The organism is Lysinibacillus sphaericus (genome assembly GCF_015844675.1).
In the GTDB taxonomy this organism is placed as follows: domain Bacteria; phylum Bacillota; class Bacilli; order Bacillales_A; family Planococcaceae; genus Lysinibacillus; species Lysinibacillus sphaericus_E.
Genome location: NZ_LDGC01000068.1, coordinates 103,364 through 119,424, shown reverse-complemented (window position 1 = coordinate 119,424; position 16,061 = coordinate 103,364). Strand labels below are relative to the sequence as shown.

The 16,061-nt window shown below is 42.1% G+C and carries 12 protein-coding genes, 2 rRNA genes and 1 riboswitch; all 14 genes read left to right on the top strand.

The window, feature by feature from the left end:
- A 23S ribosomal RNA gene (locus ABE34_RS16785) occupies positions 1-2,477 on the top strand; the annotation flags it as partial.
- A gap of 63 nt (positions 2,478-2,540) precedes the next feature.
- Positions 2,541-2,656, top strand: a 5S ribosomal RNA gene (rrf, locus tag ABE34_RS16780).
- Between the two features lie 1,031 nt (positions 2,657-3,687).
- On the top strand, positions 3,688-3,882 hold the full coding sequence (locus tag ABE34_RS16775; RefSeq protein WP_197143614.1) for an NETI motif-containing protein: 195 nt from the start codon (positions 3,688-3,690) through the stop codon (positions 3,880-3,882).
- Between the two features lie 93 nt (positions 3,883-3,975).
- A riboswitch (purine riboswitch) is annotated at positions 3,976-4,074 on the top strand.
- Between the two features lie 199 nt (positions 4,075-4,273).
- Positions 4,274-4,762 (top strand): 5-(carboxyamino)imidazole ribonucleotide mutase, encoded by a 489-nt coding sequence (gene purE, locus ABE34_RS16770; protein ID WP_197143613.1) that lies wholly within the window; start codon positions 4,274-4,276, stop codon positions 4,760-4,762.
- Positions 4,759-5,883 (top strand): 5-(carboxyamino)imidazole ribonucleotide synthase, encoded by a 1,125-nt coding sequence (purK, locus tag ABE34_RS16765; RefSeq protein WP_197143612.1) that lies wholly within the window; start codon positions 4,759-4,761, stop codon positions 5,881-5,883. The genes purE and purK overlap by 4 nt, the downstream gene beginning before the upstream one ends.
- A gap of 13 nt (positions 5,884-5,896) precedes the next feature.
- Entirely contained in the window at positions 5,897-7,192 is a 1,296-nt protein-coding gene (gene purB / locus ABE34_RS16760; protein ID WP_197143611.1) for an adenylosuccinate lyase, read from the top strand.
- Between the two features lie 215 nt (positions 7,193-7,407).
- On the top strand, positions 7,408-8,118 hold the full coding sequence (purC, locus tag ABE34_RS16755) for a phosphoribosylaminoimidazolesuccinocarboxamide synthase (protein ID WP_197143610.1): 711 nt from the start codon (positions 7,408-7,410) through the stop codon (positions 8,116-8,118).
- A 2-nt stretch (positions 8,119-8,120) separates the two neighbouring features.
- Positions 8,121-8,369, top strand: coding sequence for a phosphoribosylformylglycinamidine synthase subunit PurS (gene purS, locus ABE34_RS16750; RefSeq protein ID WP_079562648.1), 249 nt, complete (start codon positions 8,121-8,123; stop codon positions 8,367-8,369).
- Between the two features lie 2 nt (positions 8,370-8,371).
- Positions 8,372-9,055, top strand: a complete 684-nt coding sequence (gene purQ, locus ABE34_RS16745; RefSeq protein WP_079562649.1) for a phosphoribosylformylglycinamidine synthase subunit PurQ — start codon at positions 8,372-8,374, stop codon at positions 9,053-9,055.
- Positions 9,042-11,276 carry a phosphoribosylformylglycinamidine synthase subunit PurL gene (gene purL, locus ABE34_RS16740; RefSeq protein WP_197143609.1) on the top strand — a complete coding sequence of 745 codons (2,235 nt, stop codon included), beginning with the start codon at positions 9,042-9,044 and terminating at the stop codon, positions 11,274-11,276. Before purQ ends, purL begins: the two co-directional genes overlap by 14 nt.
- Positions 11,252-12,676, top strand: coding sequence for an amidophosphoribosyltransferase (gene purF / locus ABE34_RS16735; RefSeq protein WP_197143608.1), 1,425 nt, complete (start codon positions 11,252-11,254; stop codon positions 12,674-12,676). The genes purL and purF overlap by 25 nt, the downstream gene beginning before the upstream one ends.
- An 86-nt stretch (positions 12,677-12,762) precedes the next feature.
- Positions 12,763-13,818 (top strand): phosphoribosylformylglycinamidine cyclo-ligase, encoded by a 1,056-nt coding sequence (gene purM / locus ABE34_RS16730; protein WP_197143607.1) that lies wholly within the window; start codon positions 12,763-12,765, stop codon positions 13,816-13,818.
- Positions 13,818-14,387, top strand: coding sequence for a phosphoribosylglycinamide formyltransferase (gene purN / locus ABE34_RS16725; protein ID WP_197143606.1), 570 nt, complete (start codon positions 13,818-13,820; stop codon positions 14,385-14,387). The genes purM and purN overlap by 1 nt, the downstream gene beginning before the upstream one ends.
- A gap of 117 nt (positions 14,388-14,504) precedes the next feature.
- On the top strand, positions 14,505-16,031 hold the full coding sequence (gene purH / locus ABE34_RS16720; protein ID WP_197143605.1) for a bifunctional phosphoribosylaminoimidazolecarboxamide formyltransferase/IMP cyclohydrolase: 1,527 nt from the start codon (positions 14,505-14,507) through the stop codon (positions 16,029-16,031).
- Positions 16,032-16,061: the final 30 nt, after the last annotated feature.

Here is a 16,061-nt window from a genome sequence, read left to right as displayed (position 1 = left end):
GGGAGGACCATCTCCCAAGGCTAAATACTACCTAGTGACCGATAGTGAACCAGTACCGTGAGGGAAAGGTGAAAAGCACCCCGGAAGGGGAGTGAAAGAGATCCTGAAACCGTGTGCCTACAAGTAGTTAGAGCCCGTTAATGGGTGATAGCGTGCCTTTTGTAGAATGAACCGGCGAGTTACGATTACGTGCGAGGTTAAGCTTTAGAAGGCGGAGCCGCAGCGAAAGCGAGTCTGAATAGGGCGAATTAGTACGTGGTCGTAGACCCGAAACCAGGTGATCTACCCATGTCCAGGGTGAAGGTGAGGTAACACTTACTGGAGGCCCGAACCCACGCACGTTGAAAAGTGCGGGGATGAGGTGTGGGTAGCGGAGAAATTCCAATCGAACTTGGAGATAGCTGGTTCTCTCCGAAATAGCTTTAGGGCTAGCCTCGTGATGAGAATACTGGAGGTAGAGCACTGTTTGGACTAGGGGGCCATCCCGGTTTACCGAATTCAGACAAACTCCGAATGCCAGATATTTATACACGGGAGTCAGACTGCGAGTGATAAGATCCGTAGTCAAAAGGGAAACAGCCCAGACCACCAGCTAAGGTCCCAAAGTAATCGTTAAGTGGAAAAGGATGTGGCGTTGCACAGACAACCAGGATGTTGGCTTAGAAGCAGCCATCATTTAAAGAGTGCGTAATAGCTCACTGGTCGAGTGACGCTGCGCCGAAAATGTATCGGGGCTAAACGATTCACCGAAGCTGTGGATTGACATCTACGATGTCAGTGGTAGGAGAGCGTTCTAAGTGCGTTGAAGTCAGATCGGAAGGACTGGTGGAGCGCTTAGAAGTGAGAATGCCGGTATGAGTAGCGAAAGACGGGTGAGAATCCCGTCCACCGTATGACTAAGGTTTCCTGAGGAAGGCTCGTCCGCTCAGGGTTAGTCGGGACCTAAGCCGAGGCCGATAGGCGTAGGCGATGGACAACAGGTTGATATTCCTGTACCACCTCCTCACCGTTTGAGAAATGGGGGGACGCAGTAGGATAGGGTAAGCGCGCTGTTGGTTATGCGCGTCCAAGCAGTAAGGCGTGTGTGTAGGCAAATCCGCACACTGTAACGTTGAGCTGTGATGGCGAGTCCGTATGGACGAAGTTCCTGATTTCACACTGCCAAGAAAAGCCTCTATCGAGGTGAGAGGTGCCCGTACCGCAAACCGACACAGGTAGTCGAGGAGAGAATCCTAAGGTGTGCGAGAGAACTCTCGTTAAGGAACTCGGCAAAATGACCCCGTAACTTCGGGAGAAGGGGTGCTCTTGAGCGTGCAAGCGCATGAGAGCCGCAGTGAATAGGCCCAGGCGACTGTTTAGCAAAAACACAGGTCTCTGCAAAACCGTAAGGTGACGTATAGGGGCTGACGCCTGCCCGGTGCTGGAAGGTTAAGAGGAGTGGTTAGCGCAAGCGAAGCTGCGAATTGAAGCCCCAGTAAACGGCGGCCGTAACTATAACGGTCCTAAGGTAGCGAAATTCCTTGTCGGGTAAGTTCCGACCCGCACGAAAGGCGTAACGATCTGGGCACTGTCTCAACGAGAGACTCGGTGAAATTATAGTACCTGTGAAGATGCAGGTTACCCGCGACAGGACGGAAAGACCCCGTGGAGCTTTACTGTAGCCTGATATTGAATTTTGGTACAACTTGTACAGGATAGGTAGGAGCCAGAGATCTCGGAGCGCCAGCTTCGAAGGAGGCGTCGGTGGGATACTACCCTGGTTGTATTGAAATTCTAACCCATGCCCCTTAGCGGGGCAGGAGACAGTGTCAGGCGGACAGTTTGACTGGGGCGGTCGCCTCCTAAAAGGTAACGGAGGCGCCCAAAGGTTCCCTCAGAATGGTTGGAAATCATTCGTAGAGTGTAAAGGCACAAGGGAGCTTGACTGCGAGACCTACAAGTCGAGCAGGGTCGAAAGACGGGCTTAGTGATCCGGTGGTTCCGCATGGAAGGGCCATCGCTCAACGGATAAAAGCTACCCCGGGGATAACAGGCTTATCTCCCCCAAGAGTCCACATCGACGGGGAGGTTTGGCACCTCGATGTCGGCTCATCGCATCCTGGGGCTGTAGTCGGTCCCAAGGGTTGGGCTGTTCGCCCATTAAAGCGGTACGCGAGCTGGGTTCAGAACGTCGTGAGACAGTTCGGTCCCTATCCGTCGTGGGCGTAGGAAATTTGAGAGGAGCTGTCCTTAGTACGAGAGGACCGGGATGGACACACCGCTGGTGTACCAGTTGTCTTGCCAAAGGCATCGCTGGGTAGCTATGTGTGGACGGGATAAGTGCTGAAAGCATCTAAGCATGAAGCCCCCCTCAAGATGAGATTTCCCATTACGCAAGTAAGTAAGATCCCTCAAAGACGATGAGGTAGATAGGTTCGAGGTGGAAGTGTGGTGACACATGGAGCTGACGAATACTAATCGATCGAGGACTTAACCAAAATGTTTGAAACATTCAATGCACGTTTATCCAGTTTTGAAAGAATAATTAATTCTTTTATATGTCTAGTGATGATGGCAAAGAGGTCACACCCGTTCCCATACCGAACACGGAAGTTAAGCTCTTTAGCGCCGATGGTAGTTGGGGGCTTCCCCCTGTGAGAGTAGGACGTCGCTAGGCACCTTAAAAAAGTCGAGGATTTATTCCTCGGCTTTTTTTGTTTTATATAAAGAAAAATTATTTAAAGTTAAAATTCACATAATGAGTTAGGTTATATATGATACGTTGAGAAATGACTATAATGGAGCGACACTCCTGCCGAGAAAACTGGCATAGCAGACTGTCTGTGTTGTGTTTCTGGAGGACGCTACCCATTGTGTCTGTCTATAGAAACAATGGCTACCTATAGGAATCTAACGAATAGGCGGATAGAACGCCGTAAGACTTGCTGAGATGCTTGGAAATAGTCATAAGTAGTCACCAGAACGTTTCGGACGGAAGCTTCACAGTGTGGATCGCCTCAATATTTAAAATATATCCATCACTTATTGTTCAAAGAATGAAATAGGACGAGTTTTACTAACAAATTATGTAGTTGAAAATTGTTTAGATCTATAACACATATCTAGGAGGACTAGGAATAATTAGTGCAGTTTTTGGCATTAAAGCTGATATTTTTAGCGTTCTTATTGTACTTAATATTTTTTTATTGTTCCTTTTCTTAGGTGTATACGTAATGGGGTTTCAAAACCTTAATAAAGAACTACAGATTTTGTCTCTGCAGTTCTTTTAATTTTTCTTGAAGTAGTAACTGTAAAGTACAGATCACCAAAATTTAAGAATGGCATTTATTAAACGTATACCATTATTAAGTAGTTGAAGTGGAGGTGTTCGGCTCCTTGCGATAGCGTCACAGAAGAGTATCTGTAGAGAGCTAGAAGTGGAATAAAGTTTAAACCTATCACATCCTGTGAGAACGCTTTCGTGACCAACATCTCGTCGTTGCTGACGCTTCACTTTCGCGCAACTACTGGCACAAGCGGTTCATCGGACACCCACAGGAAAGTGCCCAATCAGAATGGGAATTAACCTAACCTTAGGGTGAAGAGCATTTTATTAACAAATCAAACATACTAATGGGCAAACTAAAGGTATAATGAAACTCATAAGAGGAAAAAATTATTGGATACAAGATCGAAAGGAAGAAAGATTTGGAAAAAAAACAAATTTGGTATGAAGTAGAAGAAAATGAGTCAATTAAAGATTGTTTGGAAAGAATGCGTCAAGATGGCTATATGGCAGTGGGAAGAAAAGAAGAACCTATTTTTCACTTAGTCAATGGAGAACCAACGTATTTGCGTCAAAAAATACAATTTAAAGCGATGAACTGCCAAGATTCCGAGTGATTTTGACTAAAATCCGAACGTTTATAAATACCTAAAATAAAATGTTCGCATTTTTGCATTGACGATAGTGGAATGACTTGTTAAAATGTGAGAAGGAAAAACAAATAAATCCCACATATATGCTAGAGGATTGGCTCTAGTGTCTCTACCCGGCACCGTAAATGCCGGACTATGCGGGAAAGCACTTTTGGCATATTACGGAAGGCTATGTGTACAGAAATGTACATTCGCATATTTTCTTCATAATAAGTCCTCAAGTAAGCTGCTTTCACGTGTATGGTAGGGAGTAGTTTATTTGAGGATTTTCTTTGTTATAAAAAGAAAAAGTAAAGAATTGTAGTAGCTTTAATATATTTGATCATTTTTCTAACGTTAAAAAGGAGCGACAATCATGAATCCGAAAATCGGTGTCATTATGGGGAGTTCAAGTGACTGGGAAACAATGAAACATGCATGTGATATTTTAGATGAATTACAAGTACCGTACGAGAAAAAGGTAGTGTCTGCACATCGTACTCCTGACTTAATGTTTGAGTATGCAGAATCAGCACGTGAGCGAGGAATTCAAGTAATTATCGCTGGTGCAGGTGGAGCTGCACATTTACCAGGAATGGTAGCAGCTAAAACAACGTTACCGGTAATCGGAGTACCTGTGCAATCTCGTGCTCTTAACGGTCTTGATTCACTATTATCAATCGTTCAGATGCCTGGAGGTGTACCTGTAGCAACAGTAGCGATTGGCAAAGCAGGAGCGACGAATGCAGGCTTGCTTGCAGCACAAATTTTATCGACAACAGAGGCACAGCTTGCTAATAAACTGGATGCTAGACGTGAAGCCACGAAACAACAAGTACTGGAAAGCACAGGTGACTTAGTGTGACAAAGATAATTTATCCAGGGCAGACGATTGGCATTATCGGAGGAGGGCAACTTGGTCGTATGATGGCACTTGCTGCAAAAGAGGCCGGCTTTAAAGTTGCTGTTCTTGAACCATTAATGGATTCACCATGTGGACAGGTTGCGGATGTTCGTATTGTAGCACCATATGATGATGAGGCAGCTTTAGAAGAACTTGCTGAGGTAAGTGACGTTATAACGTATGAGTTTGAAAACATCGATTATGATGGCTTAAAACGTTTAACACAAATGGCTTACGTACCACAAGGAGCAGAGCTAGTACGCATTACACAAAACCGTGTGACTGAGAAAGAAGCGATTATGAACGCAGGTTGTCCGGTAGCCCCTTATTTGGTTGTAAATACATATGAAGAATTACTAGCCAATATCGATATGATTAGTTATCCTTGTATAGTCAAAACAGCAAGAGGTGGTTACGATGGCAAGGGGCAGCAGCTTTTAAAATCTGCAGAAGACCTATCGTTAGCAAAGGGGCTTTTCTCTCATTCACAATGTATTGTTGAGGGATTTGTACCTTTCGTTAAAGAGGTGTCTGTCATTGTTCAAAGAAACGGTAATGGTGAATCTTTTTGTCAGCCAGTTGGAGAAAATATTCATGTTCATCATATTTTACATGAAACGATTGTGCCAGCTCGCATAAAAGAAGAAACAGCACAGGCTGCAGAGCGCGAAGCTTTGAAAATTGCTGATTACTTAAATTTAGTAGGCACATTAGCAGTAGAAATGTTTGTATTAGAAGACGGTGGAATTGTTATTAATGAATTAGCACCAAGACCTCATAATTCAGGTCACTATTCAATAGAAGCATGTAATGTTTCACAGTTCCATCAGCACATACGCGCTATTTGTGGTTGGCCATTACGTAAACCACAACTTTGGGCACCATCAATTATGATAAATGTTTTAGGGCAGCATGTCGTGCCACTTAGTAACTCAATTGCTAAATATCCTGAATGGTCTATACATCTTTATGGGAAAGCTGAAGCTAAGGTGAACCGTAAGATGGGCCACGTAACGATTATGACGAAAAACTTAGAAGAAACACTACAACAAATCGAGAGTTCTGGCATTTGGCCAGAATAGAAGGAGAAACGCAATGATCGAACGTTACACAAGACCCGAAATGGGCGCAATTTGGACAGAACAAAATAAATATCAAGCTTGGCTAGAGGTTGAAATTTTAGCATGTGAGGCTTGGGCAGAATTAGGCGACATTCCAAAAGAAGATGTAGCTAAAATCCGTGAAAATGCTTCATTTGATGTGGATCGTATTTTAGAGATTGAAAAAGAAACACGCCATGATGTTGTAGCTTTCACTCGTGCCGTATCTGAAACACTTGGCGAAGAGCGAAAATGGGTGCACTATGGTTTAACTTCAACGGACGTAGTTGATACAGCCCTTTCTTTTTTAATTAAACAAGCGAATGATATTTTACGTAAAGACATCATGAATTTCATTGACATTATCGCAGCGAAAGCGAAAGAGTATAAGCATACGGTCATGATGGGACGTACACATGGTGTTCATGCTGAGCCAACAACTTTCGGTTTAAAATTAGCTTTATGGTATGAAGAAATGAAGCGTAACTTAGAACGCTTTGAAGCAGCAGCAAAAGTAATTGAAACAGGAAAAATGTCTGGTGCAGTTGGAACATATGCCAATATCGATCCTCGAGTTGAGCAATATGTATGCGATAAATTAGGACTTACAGCATCACCTATTTCAACACAAACATTACAACGTGATCGCCATGCACAGTACTTTGGGGCGTTGGCATTAATCGCAACATCAATAGAGAAATTTGCAACAGAGATTCGTGGCTTGCAAAAATCTGAAACACGTGAAGTTGAGGAAGGATTTGCAAAAGGGCAAAAAGGCTCGTCAGCGATGCCTCATAAACGTAATCCAATTGGATCTGAAAACATGGTTGGTATGTCACGTTTAATGCGTGGCTATATGGTAACGGCTTATGAAAACGTAGCATTATGGCATGAACGTGATATTTCACATTCATCTGCAGAGCGCGTTATTTTACCGGATGCAACAATTACACTTAACTATATGTTAAATCGCTTCGGTAACATTGTGAAAAACTTAACAGTATTCCCTGAAAATATGAAACGTAATATGGGTCGCACTTATGGTCTAATATACTCTCAACGCATCCTACTAGCACTTATCGATAAAGGGTTAGTGCGTGAGGAAGCGTATGATACAGTACAACCTTTAGCGATGCAGGCGTGGGATGAGCAAGTTCAGTTCCGTACGTTAGTCGATGCAAGTGAAAAAATTACATCGTATTTAACGAAAGAAGAACTAGATGAGTGCTTCGACTACAACTACCATTTACAGCATGTAGATATGATTTTTGAGCGTCTTGGACTTAACTAAACAGTTATCTTCATTCAGCAACTGAATGAAGATGCCTCCGGCGGATGTCACGGATTTTGAATTGTGCTAGCACAATTCAAAATCCGGACGCAATTACGCCAAGGCGAAATTGATTGAGTAGAGCCACTAGCGGATGTTACAGAATTGAATCGTATATGTACGATTCAATTCTGAACAATACGCGTGTATTTCATAATATCAGGGGGAGTAACGAAATGACTACAGGTCAACTTTTGTATGAAGGTAAAGCAAAAAAATTGTATACAACAGAGGAGCCAGATGTGTTACTCGTTGAATACAAGAATAGTGCAACAGCATTTAATGGTGAGAAAAAAGAAGAAATTGAAGGTAAAGGCGTATTAAATAATCGCATTACCTCTCTAATTTTCGAAAAATTGCAAGCTAACGGAATTGCGTCACATTTCGTGAAACAATTATCTGATACGCAACAGCTTGTAAAAAAGGTAGATATTATTCCAATAGAGGTCGTAGTTCGTAATATAGTAGCAGGTAGCTTAGCGAAACGTCTCGGTTTGGAGGAAGGCACACCATTAAAACGCCCAATCGTTGAGTTTTATTATAAAGACGATGAACTTGGCGATCCGCTCATTACGACGGAGCATATTGACGTACTTGATCTTGCAACACCTAAGGAAGTGACAGCCATTTATGATGGAGCACTTGCAGTTAACGAAGTTATGCAACCTATATTTGCAGATGTCAACGTTACACTAATTGACTTTAAATTAGAGTTTGGACGTGACAATGACGGAAATGTACTGCTGGCAGATGAAATATCACCAGATACATGCAGACTTTGGGATGCAACTACAAAGCAAAAGTTAGACAAAGATGTCTTTCGTAGAGACCTTGGTAATTTAACTGAAGTTTATACTATTATACTTTCTAGACTCGGAGGCAAATAACAATGAAAAAAGTTAAAATTTACGTAACATTACGTGAGAGCATTCTTGATCCACAAGGTTCAGCTGTACAAGGTTCTTTAGTGAAAATGGGTTACGCTGAAGTAGAAGATTTACGTATTGGTAAATATCTTGAACTAGCAATTAAAGATACAGAACGTGATATTGATACTCTAGTAAAAGAAATGTGTGAAAAGGTTTTAACTAACGTTGTGATCGAAGACTACCGTTACGAAGTCGAGGAGGCTAACTAATCATGAAATTCGCAGTACTCGTGTTCCCTGGGTCAAACTGTGATATCGATATGTATCATGCGATTAAAGACGAGCTAGGTGAAGAAGTAGAATATGTATGGCATACAGCAACAGATTTAAGTGGCTTTGATGGTATTTTAGTACCGGGAGGCTTCTCATACGGAGATTACCTTCGCTGTGGTGCGATGGCCAATCAATCTAATATTATGGCAGAGGTCAAAAAAGCAGCAGATGCTGGTAAGCCGGTATTAGGAGTATGTAATGGATTCCAAATACTAACTGAAGCAGGTTTATTACCAGGTGCATTACTTCGAAACAAAAATTTGAAATTCATGTGCCGCACAATCCAGCTTAAAGTTGAAAACAATAATACATTATTCACAAACCAATATGAGCAAGGTCAAGTAATCAATATTCCAATTGCACATGGTGAAGGTAACTATTACTGTGACGAGGAAACTTTACAAGCATTAAAAGATAACAATCAAATCGTGTTTACATACTCAGGCGAAAATCCAAACGGTTCTTTAGAAGATATCGCGGGGATTATAAACGAGCGCGGCAATGTACTAGGTATGATGCCTCACCCAGAGCGAGCAGTTGATGCACTGGTGGGCGGAGCAGACGGTCTAGCAGTATTTAAATCAATTGTGAAGCAGTGGAGGGAAAATCATGTCAACAACTAAGTTTGAGCCAACAGCACAGCAAATTAAAGATCAAAAGCTATACGCTGGTATGGGAATGTCAGACGAAGAATTTGCAATGGTAGAAGGTATTTTAGGACGTCTACCAAACTGGACAGAGACAGGTCTTTTCTCAGTAATGTGGTCTGAGCACTGCTCATACAAAAATTCAAAACCAGTGTTACGTAAATTCCCTACGAAGGGTCCACAAGTTTTACAAGGTCCAGGTGAAGGTGCTGGTATCGTAGACATTGGTGATGAACAAGCAGTTGTATTTAAAATGGAATCGCATAACCATCCTTCAGCAATCGAGCCTTATCAAGGTGCTGCCACAGGTGTTGGTGGTATTATCCGTGACGTTTTCTCAATGGGTGCACGTCCAATTGCTATGCTGAACTCACTACGCTTTGGCGAATTAAAGTCAGCGCGTGGTAAATATTTATTTGAAGAAGTCGTTGCTGGTATCGCAGGTTACGGTAACTGTATCGGAATTCCTACAGTAGGTGGCGAGATTCAATTCGATCCTTGCTATGAAGGCAATCCATTAGTTAATGCAATGTGTGTAGGTTTAATTGACCACAAAGATATTCAACGTGGAATCGCAGCTGGTGTAGGGAATACAGTTATGTATGTTGGTGCGAAAACAGGTCGTGACGGTATCCATGGTGCAACATTTGCCTCTGAGGAGTTAACTGAAGAATCTGAGAACCAACGTCCTGCAGTACAAGTAGGAGATCCATTTATGGAGAAACTTTTACTTGAAGCATGTTTAGAAGTTGTAAAATCTGACGCTCTAGTAGGTATTCAAGACATGGGTGCTGCTGGTCTTACTTCTTCATCAGCAGAAATGGCTTCTAAGGCTGGCTCTGGTGTAGAGATGAACTTAGACTTAGTACCTCAACGTGAAACAGGTATGACAGCATATGAAATGATGCTATCTGAATCTCAGGAGCGTATGCTACTTGTTGTGACAAAAGGTCGCGAAGATGAAATTAAAGCGATTTTCGATAAATATGATTTAGATGCTGTGGCAATTGGTCGCGTGACTGATGATAAAATGCTTCGCCTTTTACATAACGGTGAAGTTGTAGCAGAAGTACCTGCTGATGCACTTGCAGAAGATGCACCAGTTTATCATAAGCCATCTGCAGAGCCTGCTTACTATGCAGAGTTCCAAGCAATGGAAAACACAGAACCAGCGGTAACAGATTTCAAAGAAACATTAAATTCACTTTTAAAAGCACCAACAGTTGCTTCAAAAGAGTGGGTTTACGATCAATATGATTATCAAGTTCGTACATCAACAGTCGTTGCTCCAGGTTCTGATGCAGCCGTTATCCGTGTTCGCGGTACGAACAAAGGCTTAGCGATGACCACAGACTGTAACTCCCGTTATATTTTCCTAGATCCAGAAGTAGGCGGTGCCATTGCTGTAGCAGAGGCAGCTCGTAATATCGTAGCAACTGGTGGTACGCCATTAGCGGTTACTGACTGCTTGAACTTCGGCAATCCTGAGAAACCAGAAATCTTCTGGCAAATTGAAAAATCAGCTGATGGTATTTCAGCGGCTTGTACAGCACTGAATTCACCAGTAATCGGTGGTAACGTGTCTCTTTATAACGAACGTTCTGGTGAAGCGGTTTATCCAACACCGACAATCGGTATGGTTGGACTAATTGAAGATTTAGCACATGTAACAACTCAAGAAGTAAAAGCTGCTGGTGATGTAGTATTTGTGATCGGCGATACAAATACTGAATTCGGTGGTTCGGAGCTTCAAAAATTATTAAATAATGGGGTTATTTCAGGGAAAGCACCAGCGATTGACTTACAGATTGAAGCTGCCCGTCAACAAGCATTACTTAAAGCAATTAAAGCAGGAATCGTCCAATCTGCACATGATGTAGCAGAAGGTGGTCTTGCAGTGGCGCTAGCTGAAACAACATTTGGCGCTAATGACTTAGGTCTTGATGTGACATTAACAGGCTCTGCTACAACGGCATTATTCAGTGAAACACAATCTCGTTTCGTTGTAACAGTGAAAGAAGAAAATGCATCTGCATTTGTAGAAATTGTAAAAGACGCTAAGAAAATCGGTGTCGTAACAAACGATGCGCTTGTTAAAATCAACGGTGACAACGGTGTGCTTGTAGAAGGTACAGTGGAGGAATTCCGTTCTAATTGGAAAGGAGCAATCCCATGCTTGCTGAACTCAGAGGCTTAAACGAAGAATGTGGGGTGTTTGGTATTTGGGGCAACCCGAATCCAGCACACCTTAGTTATTACGGGCTTCATGCTCTTCAACACCGTGGCCAAGAAGGCGCTGGGATCGTCGTTTCTGACGGTCAGCACCTTCGCGCGGTGAAAGGCGAAGGACTAGTTAATGATGTTTTCAACGAAGACAAATTAAAGGCAGTGGACGGAAAAGCAGCAATTGCCCATGTCCGTTATACGACTGCTGGAGGTGGCGGTATTGAAAATGTACAGCCGTTATTATTCCACTCGTCAACAGGTAGCCTTTCAATTGCTCATAACGGTAATTTGGTCAATGCAACGCACTTAAAACAGTATTTAGAGCGACAAGGTAGTATTTTCCATTCTAGCTCCGATACTGAAGTGCTTGGGCATCTTATTAAGAAAAGCTCGCTATCGCCATTCCGTGCAAAGGTGAAAAATGCCCTTTCATTATTAAAGGGTGCTTACTCATTCTTAATTATGACTAAAGATGAAATGCTTGTCGCACGTGATCCACATGGTTTACGTCCATTATCTCTAGGAAAGCTAGGAGATGGTTGGGTTGTGGCCTCTGAAACTTGTGCATTTGATTTAATAGGTGCAGAATTTGTTCGCTCTGTTGAACCTGGTGAGTTATTAATTATTAACGATGAAGGTGTAAAATCTGATCGTTTTGTAGAGATGGATAAACGTGCAATGTGCGCGATGGAGTACGTATATTTAGCGCGTCCTGATTCAGATATTGATGGTATTAATGTCCACATGGCACGTAAACGTATGGGAAAACAGCTTGCTCGTGAATGTGCACATATTGAAGCTGATGTTGTTACAGGTGTCCCTGACTCGAGTATTTCAGCAGCAATCGGCTTTGCAGAGGAAAGCGGAATTCCATATGAATTAGGTCTTATTAAAAATCGTTATGTAGGTCGTACATTTATCCAACCGACACAGGAATTACGTGAACGCGGTGTGAAAATGAAACTTTCTCCAGTTGTTCAAGTCGTAAAAGGTAAACGAGTAGTGATGGTGGATGATTCAATCGTTCGTGGTACAACTTCAAGACGTATTGTAAAAATGTTAAAAGATGCAGGGGCAGCAGAAGTACATGTTGTAATCTCTTCTCCACCGATGACAGATCCTTGCTATTATGGCATCGATACTTCAACACACGAAGAATTGATTGCATCTAGCCAAAATGTAGATGAAATCCGTGAAACGATAGGAGCCGATTCACTAACATTTCTTTCTGTTGAAGGCATGGTAGAGACGATTGCAAGACCATATGAAGATGAAAACCGTGGATTATGCCTAGCATGCTTTACAGGTAAATATCCAACAGAAATTTTCCCAGATACAATCTTACCGCATGAAAAAGAACTATTACGTTAAGAAAAACATCCAAATACGTCTAGCATTGATGAAAATTCTAGATTCAGATGTGCCAAGGCGATTTGGATGATAAGGAGGAACTCTGCGTGTCTAAAGCATATGAACAAGCAGGTGTAAATATTGAAGCAGGCTACGAAGCCGTAAAACGAATGAAGTCTCACGTTGAACGTACAAACCGTCTAGGTGTGATGGGCACGTTCGGTGGTTTTGGTGGTATGTTTGACTTGTCAGAACTAAATCTTAAGGAACCTGTTCTTATTTCAGGTACTGATGGTGTTGGGACAAAACTAAAGTTAGCGTTTATGGTGGACAAGCACGACACTATTGGCGTGGACTGTGTAGCGATGTGTGTCAATGATATCGTAGCGCAAGGTGCAGAGCCATTGTACTTTTTAGATTATGTAGCCCTTGGCAAGGCAGAGCCAGCAAAAATTGAGCAAATTGTAAAGGGCGTTGCCGATGGCTGTGTGCAATCTGGTGCGGCATTAATCGGTGGTGAAACTGCAGAGATGCCAGGTCTTTACGAAGAGGATGAGTATGATTTAGCTGGTTTTGCAGTAGGAGCCTGTGAAAAATCAGCCATCGTAACAGGTGAGAACATCGTAGAGGGTGACGTGCTTGTTGGTATTGCTTCAAGTGGGGTGCATTCAAACGGTTATTCCTTAGTGCGAAAAATTGTCTTTGCAGATAATCAGTACGAAGTTGATTCGATTGTGGAAGGCTACGAAGATCTTGGTCCTATCGGGGAAGCCTTATTAGTGCCAACAAAATTATATGCGAAACCTGTACTTGCAGCTTTAAAAGCAGCAGACGTTCATGGCTGTGCACATGTAACGGGCGGTGGCTTTTATGAAAACCTACCACGTATGATGCCAGAAGGCTTAGCAACTGAAATAGACTTAGGTTCTTGGCCAGTCTTACGTATTTTTGAGTTTTTAAAAGAAAAAGGACAGTTAGAGGACAAGGATTTATATAATGTCTTTAACATGGGCATTGGCTTCGTGTTAGCTGTACCTGCAGCTGAAGTAGAGAAAGTGCTTGCTACAGTAGAAGCTAATGGTGAAAAAGCATACAAAATTGGTCGCGTTGTGAAAGGCGAAGGTGTTGTATTCAATGGCTCACATGATGGGAGTTTAGTGTAATGACTGCACCAACTAAAATTGCCGTTTTTGCTTCAGGTAGCGGCAGTAACTTTCAAGCTCTTCAAGAGGCCATTGAACGAGGCGAACTACATGCAAAGATTGAACTTGTTGTGACAGACAAGCCTAGCGCATTTGTAGTGACACGTGCTGAAAACTATAGTATTCCAGTGCTAGCTTTAAGTCCGAAAGAGTTTTTATCAAAGGCAGATTACGAGACTGCTATTATCGAGGCTCTTCACGAACGTCATATAGAATGGATTGTACTTGCAGGTTATATGCGCTTAATTAGTGAAGTATTGTTAACTGCCTACCCACAGCGCATTGTGAACATTCATCCTTCACTATTACCAGCATTCCCTGGTAAAGATGCCATTGGTCAAGCGATGGAGCACGGCGTCAAGATAACAGGAGTAACAGTCCATTTTGTAGATGAAGGTATGGATACAGGGCCTATTATTGCACAAGCGGCAGTTCAAGTTGTTGAAGGTGACCGTGAGGCAACAGAAGCGGCAATTCATCAAAAAGAGCATGTACTCTATACAAAAGCTTTAGAGCAATTATTAAAGTAATAGATTGATGAGAGAGTTAGGTCTTCGAAAGATTGCCTTATCAAAACCTAACTCTGTCCGACCAATAATAGCAAGACATATTCGTGACAAACACGATAAAATTAGGAGGATTTCGTTGTGACAAAACGTGCATTAATCAGTGTTTCCAATAAAGATGGTATATTAGAATTTGCAAAGGAACTAGTAGCATTAGGTTATGAAATTTTATCAACTGGTGGTACGAAAAAAATGTTACAAGACAATAATGTTGCCGTAACAGCAGTAGACGAAGTAACTAAATTCCCAGAAATTTTAGATGGCCGTGTAAAAACTTTAAATCCAATGATTCACGGTGGACTATTAGGGAAATTTGACGATGCTTCTCATCAAGCACAAATGAATGAGCATGGAATTGAGCCAATCGAGATTGTTTGTGTCAATCTTTACCCGTTTGTTGAAACAATTTCAAAGCCTAATGTAACATGGGATGATGCGATCGAAAATATCGATATCGGTGGTCCAACAATGTTACGTTCTGCAGCAAAAAACCATCAATATGTAACAGTAATTGTGGATAGCAATGACTATGCGAACGTATTAGAGGAACTGAAAGCTAATGGTGCAACGACTATTGAAACACGTCGTAAATTAGCTGCAAAAGTTTTCCGTCACACAGCCGCTTATGATTCATATATATCGAACTACTTAACAGAAGAAGAGTTCCCAGAGAGCTTAACAATGACTTATGAATTAAAGCAAAACTTACGCTATGGTGAAAACCCTCATCAAAAAGCGGCGTTCTATCAAAAACGTCTAGGCTCGGATTTTTCACTAGCTTATGCTACGCAATTGCATGGTAAAGAATTATCATACAACAATATTCAAGACGGGAATGCAGCATTGCAAATTGTTAAAGAGTTTGAAATGCCTGCAGCGGTAGCTGTAAAGCACATGAACCCTTGTGGTGTTGGTACTGGCGCAACATTAGAAGAAGCGTTTGATAAAGCATATGAAGCAGATTCAACGTCTATTTTTGGTGGCATTATTGCTTTAAACATGGAAGTTGATGCAGCAACTGCTGAAAAATTAAGCCATATATTTTTAGAAATTATTATTGCACCAGCTTTCTCCAAAGAAGCACTTGATATTTTAACGAAGAAGAAAAATATTCGCTTATTAACAATACCTTTCGAGCAAGCAAAACAAGACAAATTCAATGTTGTATCGGTAGAAGGTGGACTTCTTGTACAAGAACCAGATCGCTACGGTTTTTCTAATGCAGATATAAAAGTTGTCACAGATCGTGAACCGACAGCGCAAGAATGGGAAGCATTACAACTTGGTTGGGCAGTTGTGAAGCACGTTAAATCAAATGCTATCGTTGTTACGGATTCTCAAATGACTCTAGGTGTTGGCGCTGGTCAAATGAACCGTGTTGGCGCGGCTAAAATTGCATTTGAACAAGCTGGCGAAAAAGCAAAAGGTGCGGCATTAGCATCAGATGCATTCTTCCCAATGAGCGATACAGTAGAAGCAGCTGCAGCGGCGGGCATTACAGCCATTATTCAACCAGGTGGATCTATTAAAGATCAGGATTCAATCGATAAAGCAAATGAGTACGGTATTGCAATGGTATTTACTGGCGTACGTCATTTCAAACACTAATTCAAACACGTTAAAAACTAGACCGAGATG